Origin of the sequence: Marinobacter arenosus, from assembly GCF_019264345.1 — a bacterium.
Taxonomy (GTDB): Bacteria; Pseudomonadota; Gammaproteobacteria; order Pseudomonadales; family Oleiphilaceae; genus Marinobacter; species Marinobacter arenosus.
In genome coordinates this window covers 1,041,029-1,057,304 of sequence record NZ_JAHVAO010000001.1, presented here as the reverse complement: position 1 = coordinate 1,057,304, position 16,276 = coordinate 1,041,029, and the positions used below count along the sequence as shown (strand labels likewise).

Here is a 16,276-nt window from a genome sequence, read left to right as displayed (position 1 = left end):
GCCGGCCGGGGTTTCATGTTGTCATGCCTTGGCCCAATAGCCATTCCCCCCGCTCTCCCGTACAATATGCGCCTTATTTTCGATACATCCATTCTGTTCAGTCTGGAGCAAGGGCATGTCTGACATTAAAAAGGTGGTGCTGGCCTATTCCGGTGGCCTGGATACTTCCGTGATCGTGCGGTGGTTGCAGGATACCTACAACTGTGAGGTGGTGACCTTCACCGCTGATATCGGCCAGGGCGAGGAAGTGGAACCGGCGCGGGCGAAAGCCGAGGCGCTGGGGGTAAAGGAAATCTACATCGAGGACCTGCGCGAGGAGTTTGTGCGCGATTACGTGTTCCCGATGTTCCGCGCGAACACCATCTACGAGGGTGAGTACCTGCTGGGTACCTCCATTGCCCGCCCGCTGATCTCACGCCGACTGATCGAGATCGCCAATGAGACCGGCGCCGATGCCATCTCCCATGGCGCGACCGGCAAGGGCAACGACCAGGTGCGTTTCGAGCTGGGTGCCTATGCCCTCAAGCCAGGTGTAAAGGTGATTGCGCCCTGGCGCGAGTGGGACCTGAACTCGCGCGAGAAGCTGCTGGCGTACTGCGATGAGCGCAACATTCCGGTGGAGAAGAAGAAGGGCAAGAGCCCGTACTCCATGGATGCGAACCTGCTGCACATCTCCTACGAAGGCATCAACCTGGAAGATCCCTGGGCGGAAGCCGAGGAAGACATGTGGCGCTGGAGCGTTTCCCCGGAAGCGGCCCCGGACAAGCCGACCTACGTTGAGCTGACCTACAGTAAGGGTGACATCGTCGCCGTCGATGGCCAGGAGATGAAGCCGCACGTGGTGCTGGAGACCCTGAACAAGCTGGCGGGCGAGAACGGCATTGGCCGTCTGGATATCGTCGAGAACCGTTATGTTGGTATGAAGTCCCGCGGATGTTACGAGACCCCGGGCGGCACCATCATGCTGCGGGCTCACCGTGCCATTGAGTCCATCACCCTGGACCGTGAAGTGGCGCACCTGAAAGACAGCATCATGCCGCGCTACGCCGAGGTGATCTACAACGGTTACTGGTGGTCGCCGGAGCGTGAAGCGCTGCAGGCCTTGATCGATCAGACTCAGACCTATGTGAACGGTACCGTTCGACTGAAGCTCTACAAGGGTAATGTCGATGTTGTCGGCCGGAAGTCTGACGACTCCCTGTTTGACGAGAAGATCGCCACCTTCGAGGAAGATCAGGGTGCCTACGACCAGAAAGATGCGGAAGGCTTTATCAAGCTGAACGCCCTGCGTCTGCGTATCGCCGCTGGCAAAGGCCGCGCGCTCTGACGTCAGTCTCTGGACGCCCGGAACTCTCCGGGCGTCTTGCCTTTTACGGCCTTGAACTTGCGGTGGAACGACGTGGTTTCACTGTATCCCAGCCGTAATGCAATGTCCGGAATTGCCAGCTCGCTGTTGAGCAGATAATCCTCCGCCATTTTCAGCCGAACCTCATCCAGAAGTTTCTGATAGGACACCCCATCCTGGCTCAGTTTGCGCTGCAGGGTGCGACTGGTCATCCGCAGATCCTCCGCCACCATGTCCTGCCGCGTGATCCCGTGCATGAGTTGCTGCTGGATGCTGTGCTTTACCCGGGAAATCAGATCGCTGTCGGTATCCAGGGCGGCAAGCTGGGTAAGCGCGTGGGCCTCGAGGGTTTTCCGCAGCAGCGGGTCCGGTTGTCGCAGGCGCGTTTCCAGCAGATCCTTTTTCAGGCTAACGCTGTCCTCGTCGGCACCGAACAGGACAGGGCAACGCCAGCGTTCCTGATAGGCCTGCTCCAGCGCCTGGCCCGGGGATGGCCGCCGCAGGCAAACACGGGAGGGTGAGGCGGTGCGGTTGTCGGCCAGCCATCGGGCATAATTCACCCAGGACGAAAATACATTGTCGACCAGGTGAGGGCGTACGACGGGATCGGTGAAGTGACAGGTCCAGGTGAGCGTGATCTCATCGCCATTGATGGCAAGGCTGGTGGTGCCCATGTCACCAACGAGTTTTTCGAACGGGGCAATCCGGGCCACGGCTTCCCCCAGCGTGGCGCAGCTCATGGTGATGTAACCGAGAACGCTGTAGGAGCCGGGTTGTACGAAATCGCCAGTTTCCAGCCCGAGAATCGGGTTGCCGGTCTGTTCGTACAGGAGATGGATGAACTTCTGGAGTTGCTCGCCCGGGATGCGGCCGTCGTCCGTCGCCAGGATGTCCGGGTTCAGTCCCGTCCGTTTGAACAGGGCATCGGTGTCCTCGCCGGCGGATTCGGCGGCGCGAACGTATTGCCGCAAGGCTGCGACAGAGGCGGTTCCAAGGGATGTCATGGCTACAGCACGGCTTATTTGAATCGTTATGGGCCGAGTATACCGGAATTTGGAAACACACAATAAAAAGGCCAGCTAGATCAGCTGGCCCAAAATAAGGAAAGAACGAAAGTGCCTGAAAAATTCGTTAATCCGGTGGATCGTTTTCCCCATTTGGCGGCGGAGGTACTGCACGGCTCCTCCGCCATGGGGGATACTGCTTAAATCCACAATTGCAGAATAGGGCTTTCGCTCGGCCGTGTCTGTTTGTGATGTGTGTCGCACTGTTACAGATTGTTCGAAAAGTGGTCAGCTGGGTATCACGCGTCCTCGGTGATCTCCGGCGCCGTTTCTGTAAATCGCCGGGTTTCATAGGCATCCACCAGACCCTGAACGGCGGTGCGCTCCATCTCCTGTACTGACGGCGTGCCTTTCTGGGCATCGGCCCGGCAAAGCACCATGCCCGCTTCCACGGAGATATAGCCTGCGGTGGTTTTAAGTGCCTTGTGATTGATGCCGTCGAATACCCGTCGGAACGCAGTGGTTGTGCAATGGTCGCTGTTGGGGAAGTACGCAATGATGGCGAACTGGTTGTCGCCCACCCGGCACAGCACGTCAATCGGTCGAATCAGGGTGCTTAGGCGCCGGGCGATGCCAACGGCCAGTTCGCTCATCACCGTTGGTGGATGCTTCCGTTTGAGATCTTGCCAGTTGCGAATGCCGCACAGTACATAGGCGCATGAGCCACCCCGGGATTCGGCATGGCGCAGCATTTTGGCGAGGCGTTCGCGGCCATACTTGTTGTTACAGAGGCTGGTTTCGAGATCGATGATGTTGGTCGCCTCGAGTTCCCGGTTGTTTTCAATCAGCAGGGAATTCGCTTTCAGCAGTGTGTTCTGGCGATCGGCCATTCGATCTGCGGCGAAGATCCGCGGGATCAGCTGCTTGGTCATGTCGGACTTGTAGATGAAGTCGTCCACGCCCCGGTCGAACGCTTCGGAGAGCGCCTCGACGCTCTCCCGCGCCGTGAGCAGAATCACATAGGTGTAGTGGTTGTTCTGCTCGTCCTGTTGCCGGACGTGATCTGTGAGCTCCAGGCCATCCATTTCCGGCATCAGCCAGTCGGCAATCAGGACGCTGACCGGGCGCTGTTCGATCAACTCAAGTGCAGCAGTGGCGTTGTTGACGATGCGTACGTCGCGATAACCGGCATTTCGCAAGGTACGGCCAACCACCATACTGCTGAATTTGGCGTCATCTACTACGAGTATGGGTAGGTCCAGGTTTGGCATTGTTATCTACTTCTCACCAGTCCATTGTCGAATGCGGCGCCCTTTGCCAGATGCGGTCCGGCGTGGGTCTTGCTATGCTTTGGCACCTTGACCATTCGGGAATAAATAAAGGCCACAGTATACCCCCAGTGGCTGCCGGAGAATAACGACCATGCCTTCTTTTGACATAGTTTCTGAAATTGATATGCACGAAGTCACCAATGCGGTGGACCAGGCCAAACGCGAGCTGGGCAATCGCTGGGATTTCAAGAACGTGCAGGCGGACATCGAGCAGGATGACAAGGGCATCACCATCAGTGCCGAGCAGGACTTCCAGCTTGAACAACTCATGGAAATCCTGCGGATGGCCTTTGCCAAACGCAACGTGGACAGCCGCGCGATCAGCGAGGACGGTGAAAGCAAATCCGGCAAGCTGGTAAAGCAGCACCTGGTCCTGAAACAGGGCATCGAGACGGACATGGCGAAGAAGATCGTGAAGATGATCAAGGACGCCAAACTCAAGGTGCAGGCCAGTATCCAGGGCGACAAGGTCCGGGTGAACGGCAAGAAGCGGGACGACCTGCAGACTGCCATTGCCATGTTGCGCGAGGCAGATCTGGATATTCCGTTGCAGTTCAACAATTTTCGAGACTGATCCGGAGACTTGACCATTCTTTCCAGCGACCGCCGCGCCCTGCTCAGGGACACCTTCTACACCTACACTCGCTGGCAGGTCATCGCCCTCCTGTTTCTTGGGTTTTCGGCAGGGCTTCCTTTCCTGCTGGTGTTCTCGACCCTGAACGCGCGTTTGGCCGATGTGGGCGTGGAAACCGCCACCATCGGCTTTTTCAGCTGGCTGGGGATAACCTATTCCATCAAGGTTTTCTGGGCGCCGGTGGTGGATCGGCTGAAGCTGCCCGTATTGGACCGGTTGCTGGGTAAGCGCCGAAGCTGGATCATCCTGGCTCAAGCAGGTATTGCCGGCGGCCTCTACCTGATGGCCAATGTTGACGCCACGACGGCACCGGAAATGATGGCCCTGTGTGGTCTTATGGTCGCGTTTTCCTCGGCCACCCAGGATGTTGCCATTGATGCCTATCGCATAGAAATCGCCGAAGAACGGCTGCAGGCGGCGCTGGCGGCCACCTACATCTTCGGCTACCGGCTTGCACTACTGGTGGCCGGTGCCGGCGCGCTGTATCTGGCGGAATTCTTTTCCTGGCAGGTGTCCTACCAGGTAATGGCCTGCCTGGTCGGTGTCGGAGCCCTGACGGTGCTGATTGTTCGCGAGCCGGCGGTTAACCACTTCGCCGCCGCCCAGGACATCGCCCACAAAATCGAACAGGAAGCGGAAAAGCGTGGCCACCTCAATCCGCGCCTCGCACGACTTGTCGGCTGGTTCTATGCCGCCGTCGCCGGCCCGTTCCTCGATTTCTTTAAGCGCTACAAAGAGCTGGCGGTTCTTATCCTGGTGATGGTCGCGGTTTACCGGATTTCCGACATTGCCATGGGGGTAATGGCTAACCCCTTCTATCTGGACTTCATGGGCTTCAGCAAGACCCAGGTGGCGGATGTCACCAAGATCTTCGGTTTCTTCATGACCATCGCCGGTTCGCTGGCCGGTGGGGTTATGGTGGTGCGGTACGGCGTTCGCAGGATTCTGTTGCTGGGGGCAGTGATGACTGCAGCAACCAACCTGCTGTTCGTCCTGCTTGCCCAGTACCCGCCGAACGTGATTACGCTGGCGGCCGTGGTCAGCGCCGACAACCTGAGCGGGGGCATCGCCAACGTCGCGCTCATCGCCTGGCTGTCCAGCATGACCAGTGCCTCCTTCACGGCAACTCAGTACGCTCTGTTCAGTTCCCTGATGACCCTTCCCGGCAAGTTCCTTGGCGGTTTTTCAGGCATGGTGGTGGCCGACTTCGGGTACGCCCAGTTTTTCTTCGTGGCCGGCGTCATGGGTGTGCCGGCCATACTGTTGGCGATCTTCATGATCCGCCAGGGGGAGCGCCTGGATGCGCTGGCACCACGAAAGGCCGAGCAGGTCGAGCCGGACGAGAAAGCTGCATTAAAGGAGTCCTGAGTCATGGAGCCAACCAAGGATCAAAAGATCTGGCAGGTGGTTCTCTCCATCCCGAAGGGCAAGGTGGCAAGCTACGGGCAGGTCGCCGACATGGCCGGCTTGGGGCGCCAGGCCCGTTACATCGGCCGTGCCCTGGGAAAGCTCCCGGCAGGCCATTCTGTGCCCTGGTATAGAGTGCTGCGCACCAACGGCCAGATCGCCTTTCCCGAAGGTTCTCCGACGTATCTAAAGCAAAAGGAATTGCTGGAACAGGAAGGCGTAGAAGTCGTCGATGGAAGGGTATTAATGCGCCAATTCCGTTGGCAGCCCTAGTTATCAAAGTCTTTTCAGCGAAAAGGATGCAGTTCATCGGTCGTGGGGTGGGAAGCCTTTTCTGCCGGAACAAAGATGTCTGAGCGCAGCGAGTTCGTGTTCCAGAAGAAAAGGCTTCCCATCCCACGGCTAGCCCCCGTCATTCGAAGGCTAGCGAAAAGGCAGGCAAGAAAAAGGATTAGAGCCGAAGCGCCCCATCAACCTCAATCATCCGCCCCGACACATAATCGTTCTCGAAAATAAACGCCGCCGCCGAAGCAATCTCCTCCGGCTTGCCCATGCGCTTGAGAGGAATCCCCGCGGTCATCTTCTCCAGCGCTTCCGGTTTCATGGAGGCGGTCATCTCGGTTTCGATAAAGCCCGGCGCAATGCCCATGCAGCGAATGCCATAACGCGCCAGCTCCTTGGCCCACACTGGAACCAGGGCAGACACACCCGCCTTGGCGGCAGAGTAGTTGCTCTGTCCCATATTCCCCGCGCGGGAAATTGAGGCAATGTTGATGATCACGCCCTGGTCGCCGTTCTTGATCATTTGGGTAGCCGCTTCCCGGCCGCACAGGAAAACACCGGTGAGGTTGACGTCAATAACCGACTGCCATTGGGACAGTTCCATGCGCTTCTCAACCTGGCCATCCTTGACCTTGACCATCAGGCCGTCCCGCAGGATGCCGGCGTTATTAATCAGACCGTTGAGCTGGCCGAAGTCGCTCACAATGGCCGCGAAGGTTTGCTCGACATCTTCCTCCTTCGCCACGTTGCAGACGTAGCTCTTTGCCTCCACCCCCGCGGCTTTGCAGGCGGCTACGGCTTCGTCGAGTTTCTCTGGCATAAGATCGATGAGCGCGAGCTTTGCGCCCCGGGCTGCCAGGAACTCGGCCATGGCGCGACCCAGGCCCTGACCGCCACCAGTGATTGCGATTACGGAATCTTGAAGTTTCATGTTTTGCCCTAACTACTGTTATCAGGTGGTTTACGTTTGCCGTGTGTCCCAAATCCGCCGCTCGGCGTGATTGCATTGAGCCACTGGTGTGGCTTCTTGTCCAAAACAGAGGGGCTGGGAGTATACCAGACCTTCTTAAATTCCTTTCAGACCGTGAGGGCCTGATGTCTGTGTTTCTGTTTCTCTTCATTGTCATGCCGATCGCCGAGATGGCGGTGCTCATCAAGGTCGGGGGCATAATCGGCGTGTTGAATACCGTTGGATTGGTGCTGTTGACCGCGGTCATTGGCGCCTGGCTGCTGCGCCAGCAGGGGCTCGCCACGCTGCTGAGAGCCAATCAACGCCTGAATAGCGGAGAGTTACCCGCAAAAGAGGTGGCTGAGGGCCTGATTCTGGCCGTGGGCGGTGCGCTGTTGCTGACGCCGGGCTTCATTACAGACACGATCGGCTTTCTCTGCCTCATACCGGGCACCCGTCACTGGCTCGCTGCGCAGGCCTTGAAGCGGATGGTGGTTTCCGGCCAGAGCCGGGGCTTCTATTTTCGCGCCGGAGGTGGCCAGAGTCCCTTTGGTCAGGACCCGTTCGGCAATCGTGAGAATCCTTTCGGCCAGCAGCGCCCGTTTGACCGTGATAGTGATGGCAACATCATCGAGGGCGAGTATGAGGACGAAACCGAATCTGACCGGGATCGCATCGAAAAAAAGTGAAAAAAAGTTGTATTCGGGGTGTTGAAAACCCCTACGCCAACCCCACATAAGTTGCACAAGTTCGCTGCAGGCTGATAACGGCTGGAAAACAGCAGGTTAGGCAGCCGGGCAATTTGGCCGGATGACGCTTTGCAAGTCCGACCTTTTTAAACAGCAAATGTCATTGCCACATTAATCTGACTACTGGAGAAACCGAGCAATGAAAATTCGTCCGCTACACGATCGTGTTGTCGTGCGCCGTAAGGAAGAAGAAGAGAAAACTGCGGGTGGCATCGTGCTGCCGGGTAATGCCAAGGAGAAGCCTTCCCAGGGTGAAGTGGTTGCTGTCGGCAACGGTCGCATCCTGGACAATGGCGAAACCCGCGCGCTGGCGGTCAAGGTGGGTGACACCGTGGTCTTTGGCCAGTACGCCGGAAACACCGTAAAAGTCGACGGTGAAGAACTGCTCATCATGAGCGAGAACGACATTTACGGCGTGCTTGAGTGATCGCTCCGGCGACCGGCACAAACCCTCATTAATCCGATTGATTCAACAACTTCGGTTTAACGAACAGGAATAGAAGACATGGCAGCTAAAGACGTTAAATTTGGTGATAACGCGCGCAAGCGCATGGTCGCAGGCGTCAACGTTCTGGCAGACGCGGTTAAAGTGACCTTGGGTCCCAAGGGCCGTAACGTGGTTCTGGAAAAGTCCTTCGGCGCGCCAACCATCACCAAAGATGGTGTTTCCGTAGCGAAGGAAATCGAACTGTCAGACAAGTTCGAGAACATGGGCGCCCAGATGGTGAAAGAAGTGGCTTCCCAGGCCAACGACACGGCTGGTGACGGCACCACGACTGCAACCGTTCTGGCCCAGTCCATCGTTAACGAGGGCGTGAAGGCGGTTACTGCCGGCATGAACCCGATGGACCTGAAGCGCGGCATCGATAAGGCCACCACGGAAGCTGTGAAGGCAATCCGTGATATGGCGAAGCCGTGCGACGACAGCAAGATGATTGCTCAGGTCGGCACTATCTCTGCCAACGGTGATGAGACCATCGGTAGGATCATCGCCGATGCGATGGAAAAAGTGGGCAAAGAAGGCGTCATTACCGTTGAGGAAGGCCGTGGCCTGGAAGACGAGCTGGACGTGGTTGAAGGTATGCAGTTCGACCGTGGCTTCCTGTCACCGTACTTCATCAACAACCAGGACAACATGTCTGCCGAGCTGGAAGACCCGTACATCCTGCTGGTCGACAAAAAGATCTCCAACATCCGCGAGCTGCTGCCGGTGCTGGAAGCTGTAGCCAAGGCTGGCAAGCCACTGCAGATCATCGCTGAGGACATCGAAGGCGAAGCGCTTGCAACTCTGGTTGTGAACAACATGCGCGGCATCGTTAAGGTCAACGCTGTGAAGGCGCCTGGCTTTGGTGACCGTCGCAAGGAAATGCTGCAGGACATCGCGATCCTCTCCGGTGGTACCGTGATTTCTGAAGAAGTCGGCCTGACTCTTGAGAACACCACCCTGGATGACCTTGGCACAGCCAAGCGCGTTAACGTCACCAAGGAAAACACCACGATCATCGGTGGTGCCGGTGCACAGGCAGACATCGAAGCTCGCGTTGAGCAGATCCGCAAGCAGATCGAAGACAGCTCTTCCGATTACGACAAGGAGAAGCTGCAGGAACGCGTGGCCAAGCTGGCCGGCGGTGTCGCCGTCATCAAGGTTGGCGCCGGTTCCGAAGTGGAAATGAAAGAGAAGAAGGCCCGTGTTGAAGACGCGTTGCACTCCACCCGTGCTGCGGTGGAAGAGGGCATCGTGCCTGGCGGCGGTGTTACCCTGATCCGTGCCATCGCGGCCCTGGACAAGGTGGATGCCATCAACGAAGAGCAGAAAGCCGGTGTTAACATCCTGCGCCGCGCCATGGAAGCTCCGCTGCGTCAGATCGTCTACAACGCCGGTGGCGAGTCTTCCGTTGTGGTCGCCAAGGTGCGTGAAGGCGAAGGTTCCTTCGGCTTCAATGCAGCCACCGAGCAGTACGGCGACATGCTGGAAATGGGTATCCTGGATCCCGCCAAGGTAACCCGTTCAGCCCTGCAGGCCGCTGCTTCCGTTGCGTCCCTGATCATCACCACCGAGGCGATGGTTGCGGATGAGCCGCAAGACGAAGGCGCCGGTGGTGGTATGCCGGACATGGGCGGCATGGGCGGAATGGGAGGCATGGGCGGCATGATGTAATGCCGACCTGATCCCGGTCGCGTCTTGGAACGCCAAGGCGCCGCCCGATCGACCTCAAAAACCCCGCGTCGGTTCGCACTGACGCGGGGTTTTTGTTTTTTCTCATGAACTTGCCTCGGGCCTTTGTTAGACTCGGCTACCGACCAATTGTCTTTGTGTGGCCCGATGAGTGACGCCGAACCCAAATCCTTTCTCCGCCCTGGCAAGGTGATTCTCCTTGTCCTGTTGGGGCTGGTCGTCTATGCGGTGGCACTGGTGGTTTGGATACCCGCAGGATGGGTCTGGCACCAGGCTTCGGCCCATGTTCCCCTTCCGGAACAGGTGCAGGTCCGACAGGTTTCCGGCCAGGTCTGGAAGGGTGCCGCGGGAATGATGGTGGCAGGCTATCCGGTGCGTGTTGACTGGCATCTTGGCTGGCCGTCCCTGACCGACCTGTCCTTACCGGTCGACATTTCTGTTGCTTCGTCACAATCTTCGGTTGAGGGCGATGTTACGATTAGCTGGCCGGAGCGGGCCGAGCTCAATGCCCGTGGCCAGGTCGTGGTCAGCGAGTTTGAGGAGCTGATTCGCCGGAGTGGTGGTGCCATGATCGAGGGCAACGTCACCATTGATCGGTTGAATCTGGTGTGGGCGGATGGCCGAATTGAGCGTGTTGACGGTTTTGCTCGATGGGCTGGGGGGCTGGTCAAGTGGCCCATGGGTAACCAGACAGGCCAGGCACGGTTCCCGCCCATGCAGGCCAACCTCGACACCACTCAAGGTGGAATCGCGTTGACCGTGGCAGAGCAGGATGGTACCGGCCCGGCGGCGGAGACCAGCATCCTCTGGAATGGCATGATGGAAGTCCGGGTCTACAAACGCATGGTGGATCTGGCCGGTCAACCCTGGTCGGAATCGGCCAGTCCGGATGATGTGGTTTTCCGGGTCAAGCAACCATTGCTGCCGGGAGCGCGTTGATATGGCATTGATGGATGTTCAGGTTCAGAGCCGTATATCCCGGGTTCTTGCGAACCTGCTGTTGCTGGCGCTCGCCGTTTACATCGGGATTGCCCTGGCCAAGGTTACCTGGCTTTTTGCCTGGGATGACAAGCCAGTGCCCGTGGCTCCGGTTTCAGAAAGCGGAAGCATGGGTGGCTCCGGCCAGGGTCTATCGTACCCCATGGCAAGTTTTGATTTTTTTGGGCGGCCGGCCGAGCAGCGTGGCGTTGCCGAGGTCGTCAAACGATCGGCCCCGGAAACTGGCCTGCGGCTGCGTCTTGAAGGGGTTCTCGTAGGACAGCGTCCGGAAGACTCCGGTGCTATAGTTGCAGGAAGCAACGGGGAAACCGCGTACTACCGGGTGGGGGACATGCTACCCGGCAACGCGGAGCTGGCCGAAGTCGAGCCAAGTCGCATCCTGATTCGTCGGGGCGGTCGTTACGAATCCCTGACCTTTGAAGAGCCGGATTCGGAATCCCTGGTTGCAGAGGCGCCTGATGAGCCTGCAGACTCCTCTCCGGATGCGTTTCTGGAAAATGCCCGGGCCGAGCTGGACAGTCAGGGGGTCGCTGCGCTCAATGCCTATGGGTTGAGCCCGGCCGATCAGAGTGGCACGTCCGGGTACGTGTATGACGGTTCCAATGCGATGCTCAATGCCGTCAATCTCCAGGCCGGCGATGTAATCACCGCCATCAACGGGCAGCGACTGGGAGACATAGAACAGGACAAATCCCTGCTTGAGAGCTGGCGAGGACAGTCTCAGGTGGACATAGAAATCGAACGTGACGGATCCATCCTCACCATAAGTTATGCCATACCCGAGCAGTGGCGCTGATCGGGTTCATCGATACAGGACGAAATCGCCGCATGTATAACCACAAGACCAATTTGTTGCGGGCTGTTGCCTTGCTTATCCTTCTGCCAATCATGTCCCTGGCCTACGGGCAGGAGGAAACCTGGCGGTTAAACCTGAAGGATGCCGACATCCGGGCGTTTGTGACTCAGGTTGCGGATATCACCGGCTACAGTTTTGTGGTTGATCCCAGGGTCAAGGGGAAGGTCACGGTGCTCTCCAGTGCCCCCATGAACAAGGACGAGATCTACGACCTGTTTCTGGCGGTGTTGAACGTCCATGGGTTTACCGCTATCCCCGGTGACGAAGTCATCAAGGTGGTTCAACAGGTCGATGCGAAGCAGTCGGCGGAATCCCTCTCCCGGTTTGAAGAGATTCCCTCCGAGCAGTTGATCACTCGGGTCATTCAGATCGATAACGCCAACGCCCTGGAACTGGTCCCCATTCTGCGTCCCCTGGTCGCTAAGTATGGCCACCTGGCCGGCGTGGCCGCTGCCAATGCGCTGATCGTCAGCGACCATTCCTCCAATATCCAGCGAATTGAACAGATTGTTCGCGAGCTCGACAGCCCCTCCAAGTATGAGGTGGAAGTGATTCAGCTCGATGAGGCGTGGGTGGGTGACATGGTGACCCTGTTGCAGGAGCTCGCTCCTGACGAACTGGGCAAGGCCGGTGGTGAGAATGCCGCGCGCAAGTACAGCGTCACCGCGGACGAGCGCAGCAATCGGCTGATTCTCCGGGGCGACCAGACGTTTCGGGACAAGATGCGTAGCCTGATCCGGCAGCTGGATCAGCCGTCAGCCACCGGTGGAACCACCAAAGTCCTTCGCCTGAAACACGCCGATGCCAAGAACCTGTCCGAGATACTCAAAGGCGTGATGGGCGAGCTGGTCAAAGAGGAGTCTGGCGGCTCGAACGGGTCGTCTAGCGGCAAGCCCAGCGCCAATTTTGCGGTCTTCGCCGACGAAGGCCTGAATGCCCTCGTAGTCCGTGGCGAGCCATCACTGATGCAGGAAGCCGAGCAGATCGTTGCGCACCTGGATGTCCGGCGTGCCCAGGTTCTGATCGAGGCGGCCATTGTTGAAATCAGTGATGAGGTAGGCGAAGACCTGGGAGTGCAGTTTGCCGTGGGTGACCAGTCCGGTAACTCCACACCCATCGCCGGCACCAACTTCAGCAACGTCGGTCGCAGCCTGAGCGAGGTGATCAACGCGATCGTGACGGACACGCCCATTGGGCCCGCTGCTGGTGGTATTACCATTGGTGCGGGGCAGGACGATTCTGACGGCGTCACCTGGGGTATTCTTCTCCAGGCCCTGTCCACGTCCGCCGCGGCCAATCTGTTGTCCACCCCAAGCATCATCACCCTGGACAACCAGGAATCCGAGATCATCGTGGGCCAGAACGTACCTTTCCGGACCGGGCAATCCACGGTTACCGGGGATGGAACCACCAACCCCTTTACCACCATTGAGCGCCGGGACATTGGTCTGACCCTGAAAGTGACGCCAACCATCAGTGCTGACGGCCTGGTCAGGCTGGTGGTTGAGCAGACCACTGAGAACGTCGCCGACAGCATCGAGAACGCCTCTGACATCGTGACCAACAAGCGCGAAATCAAGACCACGGTGCTGGCGGATGATGGCGAAACCATTGTGTTGGGCGGTTTGATCCGGGACGACTACCAGATCAACAAGAGCAAAGTGCCCCTTCTGGGTGACATTCCCTTCCTTGGCCGGCTGTTCTCATCGGAGTCTGAACGTCGCGTGAAGCGGAACCTGCTCGTGTTCCTTCGCCCCACCATCATGCTGGGCAAGACCGAAGCGGTTGCAGCAACGGACGATAAGTTCCAGGAGCTGTGGGACGTAAACCTGAATATCCGGGAAAAGCTGGATCTTCCGGAGGTTGACGCCAACCCCGACATCGACGTGCTGTTCGATGGCCGCACTCGGGAGAGGCTGCGCGACACTAGCAAGTGAGCGGCGGCATCGGGCAGTCCAGCTGATCCGCCACCAGCCTCATCAACTCGTATTCCCTGACGTCAACCTTGCCGTCGTGGGTGATGCAGTACTCACAGGCGTCGATGATGGCCGGTTTCAGCAGCGGTGACAGCCCATTCAGTGCGGTCAGCGCCTCCCGCAACTGCCGCATGGTGACCTTCTCAAGAACCGGCTGATTCCCTTTGCTGACGTTCGTGAAGCCTGCCAGGGCCTCCCGATAGAGCCGTTCGGCTTCCGTGTTGTCCTCGGTTCCGGCCCGTGCAAGCAGGCTCAGTAACCTCTGGATGGCCGGCATAACCGGCTGGAATTTGCGGTATCGAACCGGCATTTCCCGGCTGGCCCCGTTCCCGAGGTGCCTTGAGAGAAAACTGGTCAGCGCCAGCTCGAACAGGGTGACCCGGTTATCGGCAACCACCAGTTTCTGCACGTTGGCGATCAACCCTTCCCGCTCCTCCGGATCCAGCTTGCGCAGGGCCGGCATTGCCAGTTCGAGGGCAGGAAAGCGGACCTCATCGCCCTGCGTTTTCAGCGTCGGCAGAAGCTTGTCCAGTAGGTCCCGTTCCACACCCAACAGCGGGTGAGCAGGAATCAACGCCAGTCGGTCTCCCTGGTGTTCCCGGGAGAGTCCGTCAAGGACCAGGGCATAGCAGAGCTGGACTGCGCCGGGGCGTGTGTACAGCAGGTTGCGAAATGTGGCGGGTAGCCGGTTCAGAAACCGGGTCGCAAAGTCCTCGCCCTGACGGGTCACGGTGCCGACTCGTTGGGATAGTCGCTTGCCATGGTGGGAGGACTCGGGTGCCGCCGATGCCAGTGGCGAGGTGCTGGCTCGATTGGGCGGTTGCGACGTCTCGACTGAGGCATTGGCGAACCCGGATGCCTGGGCGGGCACTCTGCTCCTGGTGGCGGAACGAAGGTCGGCGCCGGTTTCCGTATCGCGGAAACGGCTGCGGAGTCGCGCCAGCATGCCGGGTTGAATGCTGTTGATGCGCTCCTCTATGGGCGGGTGGGAGGCCAGAAGCGAGGAAAACTTCATCCGCGCGCTTTCGCCAAAGCACATGTGATTCATGTCGGTGGCATGGCTGGTGGTGTCCAGATACCCGCCCTTGAGTCCGATTTTAAACAGGGCGCCGGCAATCCCCTCGGGATTGCGGGTGAACTGTACCGACGAGGCATCGGCCAGCATTTCCCGTTGCCGGGAGACGGCGGCCTGGATCAGCCGACCGAAGAACACGCCGACGTAGCCAATCACCAGTAACGCAATACCGATCAGGCCCATGGCGGCCTGACCGCGACTGTCGTTGGACGATCTGGAAGCGCGGTGGCTGCTGTAAAACGAGATGCGCAGCAGGAAGCTGCCAATCTGGCCAATCATCAGGATGCCGGCAAGAATCGCGATCAGTCGAACGTTCAGCCGCATATCGCCATTCAGGATGTGACTGAATTCGTGGCCAACCACGCCCTGAAGCTCGTCACGGTTGAGTTGGGTGAGGGCCCCATGGGTGACCACCATCACCGCTTCACCGGGCGTGTAACCTGCGACAAAGGCATTGATGCCGGTTTCCTGGTCCATCACGTAGAGTTCCGGCACCGGAATGCCGCTGGCGATGGCCATCTCCTCGACAACGTTGCGGAGTTTGCGCTCGTCGCCATCGCCAGTGTCCGGGTCAATCAGTCGAGCGCCCACCATTTTGGCGACCCGCGCGCCTCCGCCCGCCAGGTCGATCCAGCGAACCAGGGAGCTGACGCCAATGAGGGTCACAACGGTGGCTGAGGTTATCAGACCGTGGCTGGAGAGCAGCCAGTCCTGGAAGGCCAGCCCCGAGGTTTCACTTCGGGTCACAAAATACCCGACCAGACTGACGGCCAGCGTGATCAGAACCACCGCTGTAAGGAAGAGAAAGACAAGCAGGCTGGTGTTGCGCCGGGCACTGGCCTGGCGCTGGAAAAAACCGGGATGGGCCATGGTTCAGAGCATCAGAAGGCGACTTTAGGGGCCTGCCGGGCCTCCGGAGACTCGAGTTCGAGCTGTGAAGTTTCCTTGAACGCGAACATCCCGGCGATAAAGTTATTGGGGAACTGCTCGCGGAAGATGTTGTAGCTCATTACGCCGTCGTTATATGCCTGACGGGCAAAGGCCACCCGGTTTTCGGTGCTGGAGAGCTCTTCCATCAGCTGTTGGATGGTCTCGTTCGCCTTGAGGTCCGGATAGTTTTCCGCCACCGCGTAGAAATTGGCCAGGGCCTTGGTGAGGAGATTTTCCGCACTGCCCAGACGCTGGATCTTGGTGCCATCTCCCGGGTCCCGGGCGGCGTCCTTCTGGGCGCTGACGGCATTGTTACGTGCTTCCATTACCTGGGTGAGAGTGGATTTTTCATGGTCCAGATAGGCCTTGGCAGCCTCCACCAGGTTGGGGATCAGGTCGTGTCGACGCTGCAGCTGCACGTCGATCTGGGCAAAGCCATTCTTGAACTGGTTTCTCAGCGACACCAGACGGTTGTAGATGAAAACCAGATATATCACTGCGACGGCGATTACAATCAGACCGATGACGGTAGTTCCCATAGTTACTCCCAAGGGGCTTTAAAG

At 58.6% G+C, this 16,276-nt stretch carries 15 protein-coding genes; 10 read left to right on the top strand and 5 right to left on the bottom strand.

All coding sequences use genetic code 11. The annotated features are described in order from the left end of the window. Positions 1-115: 115 nt before the first annotated feature. The gene (locus tag KXD86_RS04835) at positions 116-1,327 is read left to right on the top strand and encodes an argininosuccinate synthase (RefSeq protein WP_218634930.1); all 1,212 of its coding nucleotides are present in this window, start codon (positions 116-118) and stop codon (positions 1,325-1,327) included. Between the two features lie 2 nt (positions 1,328-1,329). On the opposite strand, the gene KXD86_RS04830 is transcribed toward KXD86_RS04835, so the two are convergent. Both KXD86_RS04830 and KXD86_RS04825 read right to left on the bottom strand, forming a co-directional pair. Then, positions 1,330-2,349, bottom strand: a complete 1,020-nt coding sequence (locus KXD86_RS04830; RefSeq protein ID WP_218634929.1) for an AraC family transcriptional regulator — start codon at positions 2,347-2,349, stop codon at positions 1,330-1,332. 299 nt (positions 2,350-2,648) lie between these two features. After that, the gene (locus KXD86_RS04825) at positions 2,649-3,620 is read right to left on the bottom strand and encodes a response regulator (protein ID WP_218634928.1); all 972 of its coding nucleotides are present in this window, start codon (positions 3,618-3,620) and stop codon (positions 2,649-2,651) included. A gap of 151 nt (positions 3,621-3,771) precedes the next feature. Here KXD86_RS04825 and KXD86_RS04820 point away from each other — a divergent pair, with 151 nt between their 5' ends. From KXD86_RS04820 to KXD86_RS04810, 3 genes are read left to right on the top strand one after another with little or no spacing between them, the layout of a single operon-like run. Further along, positions 3,772-4,254, top strand: a complete 483-nt coding sequence (locus KXD86_RS04820) for a YajQ family cyclic di-GMP-binding protein (RefSeq protein ID WP_218634927.1) — start codon at positions 3,772-3,774, stop codon at positions 4,252-4,254. 9 nt (positions 4,255-4,263) lie between these two features. Continuing rightward, on the top strand, positions 4,264-5,682 hold the full coding sequence (locus KXD86_RS04815) for an AmpG family muropeptide MFS transporter (protein ID WP_446685651.1): 1,419 nt from the start codon (positions 4,264-4,266) through the stop codon (positions 5,680-5,682). A gap of 3 nt (positions 5,683-5,685) precedes the next feature. After that, complete coding sequence (locus KXD86_RS04810; protein ID WP_218634926.1) at positions 5,686-5,994, top strand: MGMT family protein; 309 nt, start codon at positions 5,686-5,688, stop codon at positions 5,992-5,994. A 178-nt stretch (positions 5,995-6,172) separates the two neighbouring features. Here the strand turns inward: KXD86_RS04810 and KXD86_RS04805 are convergent, their stop codons facing one another. Beyond that, entirely contained in the window at positions 6,173-6,934 is a 762-nt protein-coding gene (locus KXD86_RS04805; RefSeq protein ID WP_218634925.1) for an SDR family oxidoreductase, read from the bottom strand. Between the two features lie 164 nt (positions 6,935-7,098). On the opposite strand from KXD86_RS04805, the gene KXD86_RS04800 reads away from it, so the two are divergent. The 6 genes from KXD86_RS04800 to gspD all read left to right on the top strand — a co-directional run bounded on the left by KXD86_RS04800 (position 7,099) and on the right by gspD (position 13,669). After that, entirely contained in the window at positions 7,099-7,641 is a 543-nt protein-coding gene (locus KXD86_RS04800; RefSeq protein WP_218634924.1) for an FxsA family protein, read from the top strand. 199 nt (positions 7,642-7,840) lie between these two features. Further along, positions 7,841-8,128 (top strand): co-chaperone GroES, encoded by a 288-nt coding sequence (groES, locus tag KXD86_RS04795; protein ID WP_041341247.1) that lies wholly within the window; start codon positions 7,841-7,843, stop codon positions 8,126-8,128. 78 nt (positions 8,129-8,206) lie between these two features. After that, positions 8,207-9,859, top strand: a complete 1,653-nt coding sequence (groL, locus tag KXD86_RS04790; protein ID WP_218634923.1) for a chaperonin GroEL — start codon at positions 8,207-8,209, stop codon at positions 9,857-9,859. Between the two features lie 165 nt (positions 9,860-10,024). Then, positions 10,025-10,816 (top strand): type II secretion system protein N, encoded by a 792-nt coding sequence (gene gspN / locus KXD86_RS04785; RefSeq protein WP_218634922.1) that lies wholly within the window; start codon positions 10,025-10,027, stop codon positions 10,814-10,816. Position 10,817: 1 nt separating this feature from the next. Next, complete coding sequence (locus KXD86_RS04780; protein ID WP_218634921.1) at positions 10,818-11,672, top strand: type II secretion system protein N; 855 nt, start codon at positions 10,818-10,820, stop codon at positions 11,670-11,672. 32 nt (positions 11,673-11,704) lie between these two features. Next, positions 11,705-13,669, top strand: a complete 1,965-nt coding sequence (gene gspD, locus KXD86_RS04775) for a type II secretion system secretin GspD (RefSeq protein WP_218634920.1) — start codon at positions 11,705-11,707, stop codon at positions 13,667-13,669. Here the strand turns inward: gspD and KXD86_RS04770 are convergent. Both KXD86_RS04770 and KXD86_RS04765 read right to left on the bottom strand, forming a co-directional pair. Continuing rightward, positions 13,659-15,653 (bottom strand): M48 family metallopeptidase, encoded by a 1,995-nt coding sequence (locus KXD86_RS04770; RefSeq protein ID WP_218634919.1) that lies wholly within the window; start codon positions 15,651-15,653, stop codon positions 13,659-13,661. The genes gspD and KXD86_RS04770 overlap by 11 nt on opposite strands. 11 nt (positions 15,654-15,664) lie before the next feature. Beyond that, positions 15,665-16,252: a LemA family protein gene (locus KXD86_RS04765; protein WP_218634918.1), complete on the bottom strand. Its 588-nt coding sequence runs from the start codon at positions 16,250-16,252 to the stop codon at positions 15,665-15,667. Positions 16,253-16,276: the final 24 nt, after the last annotated feature.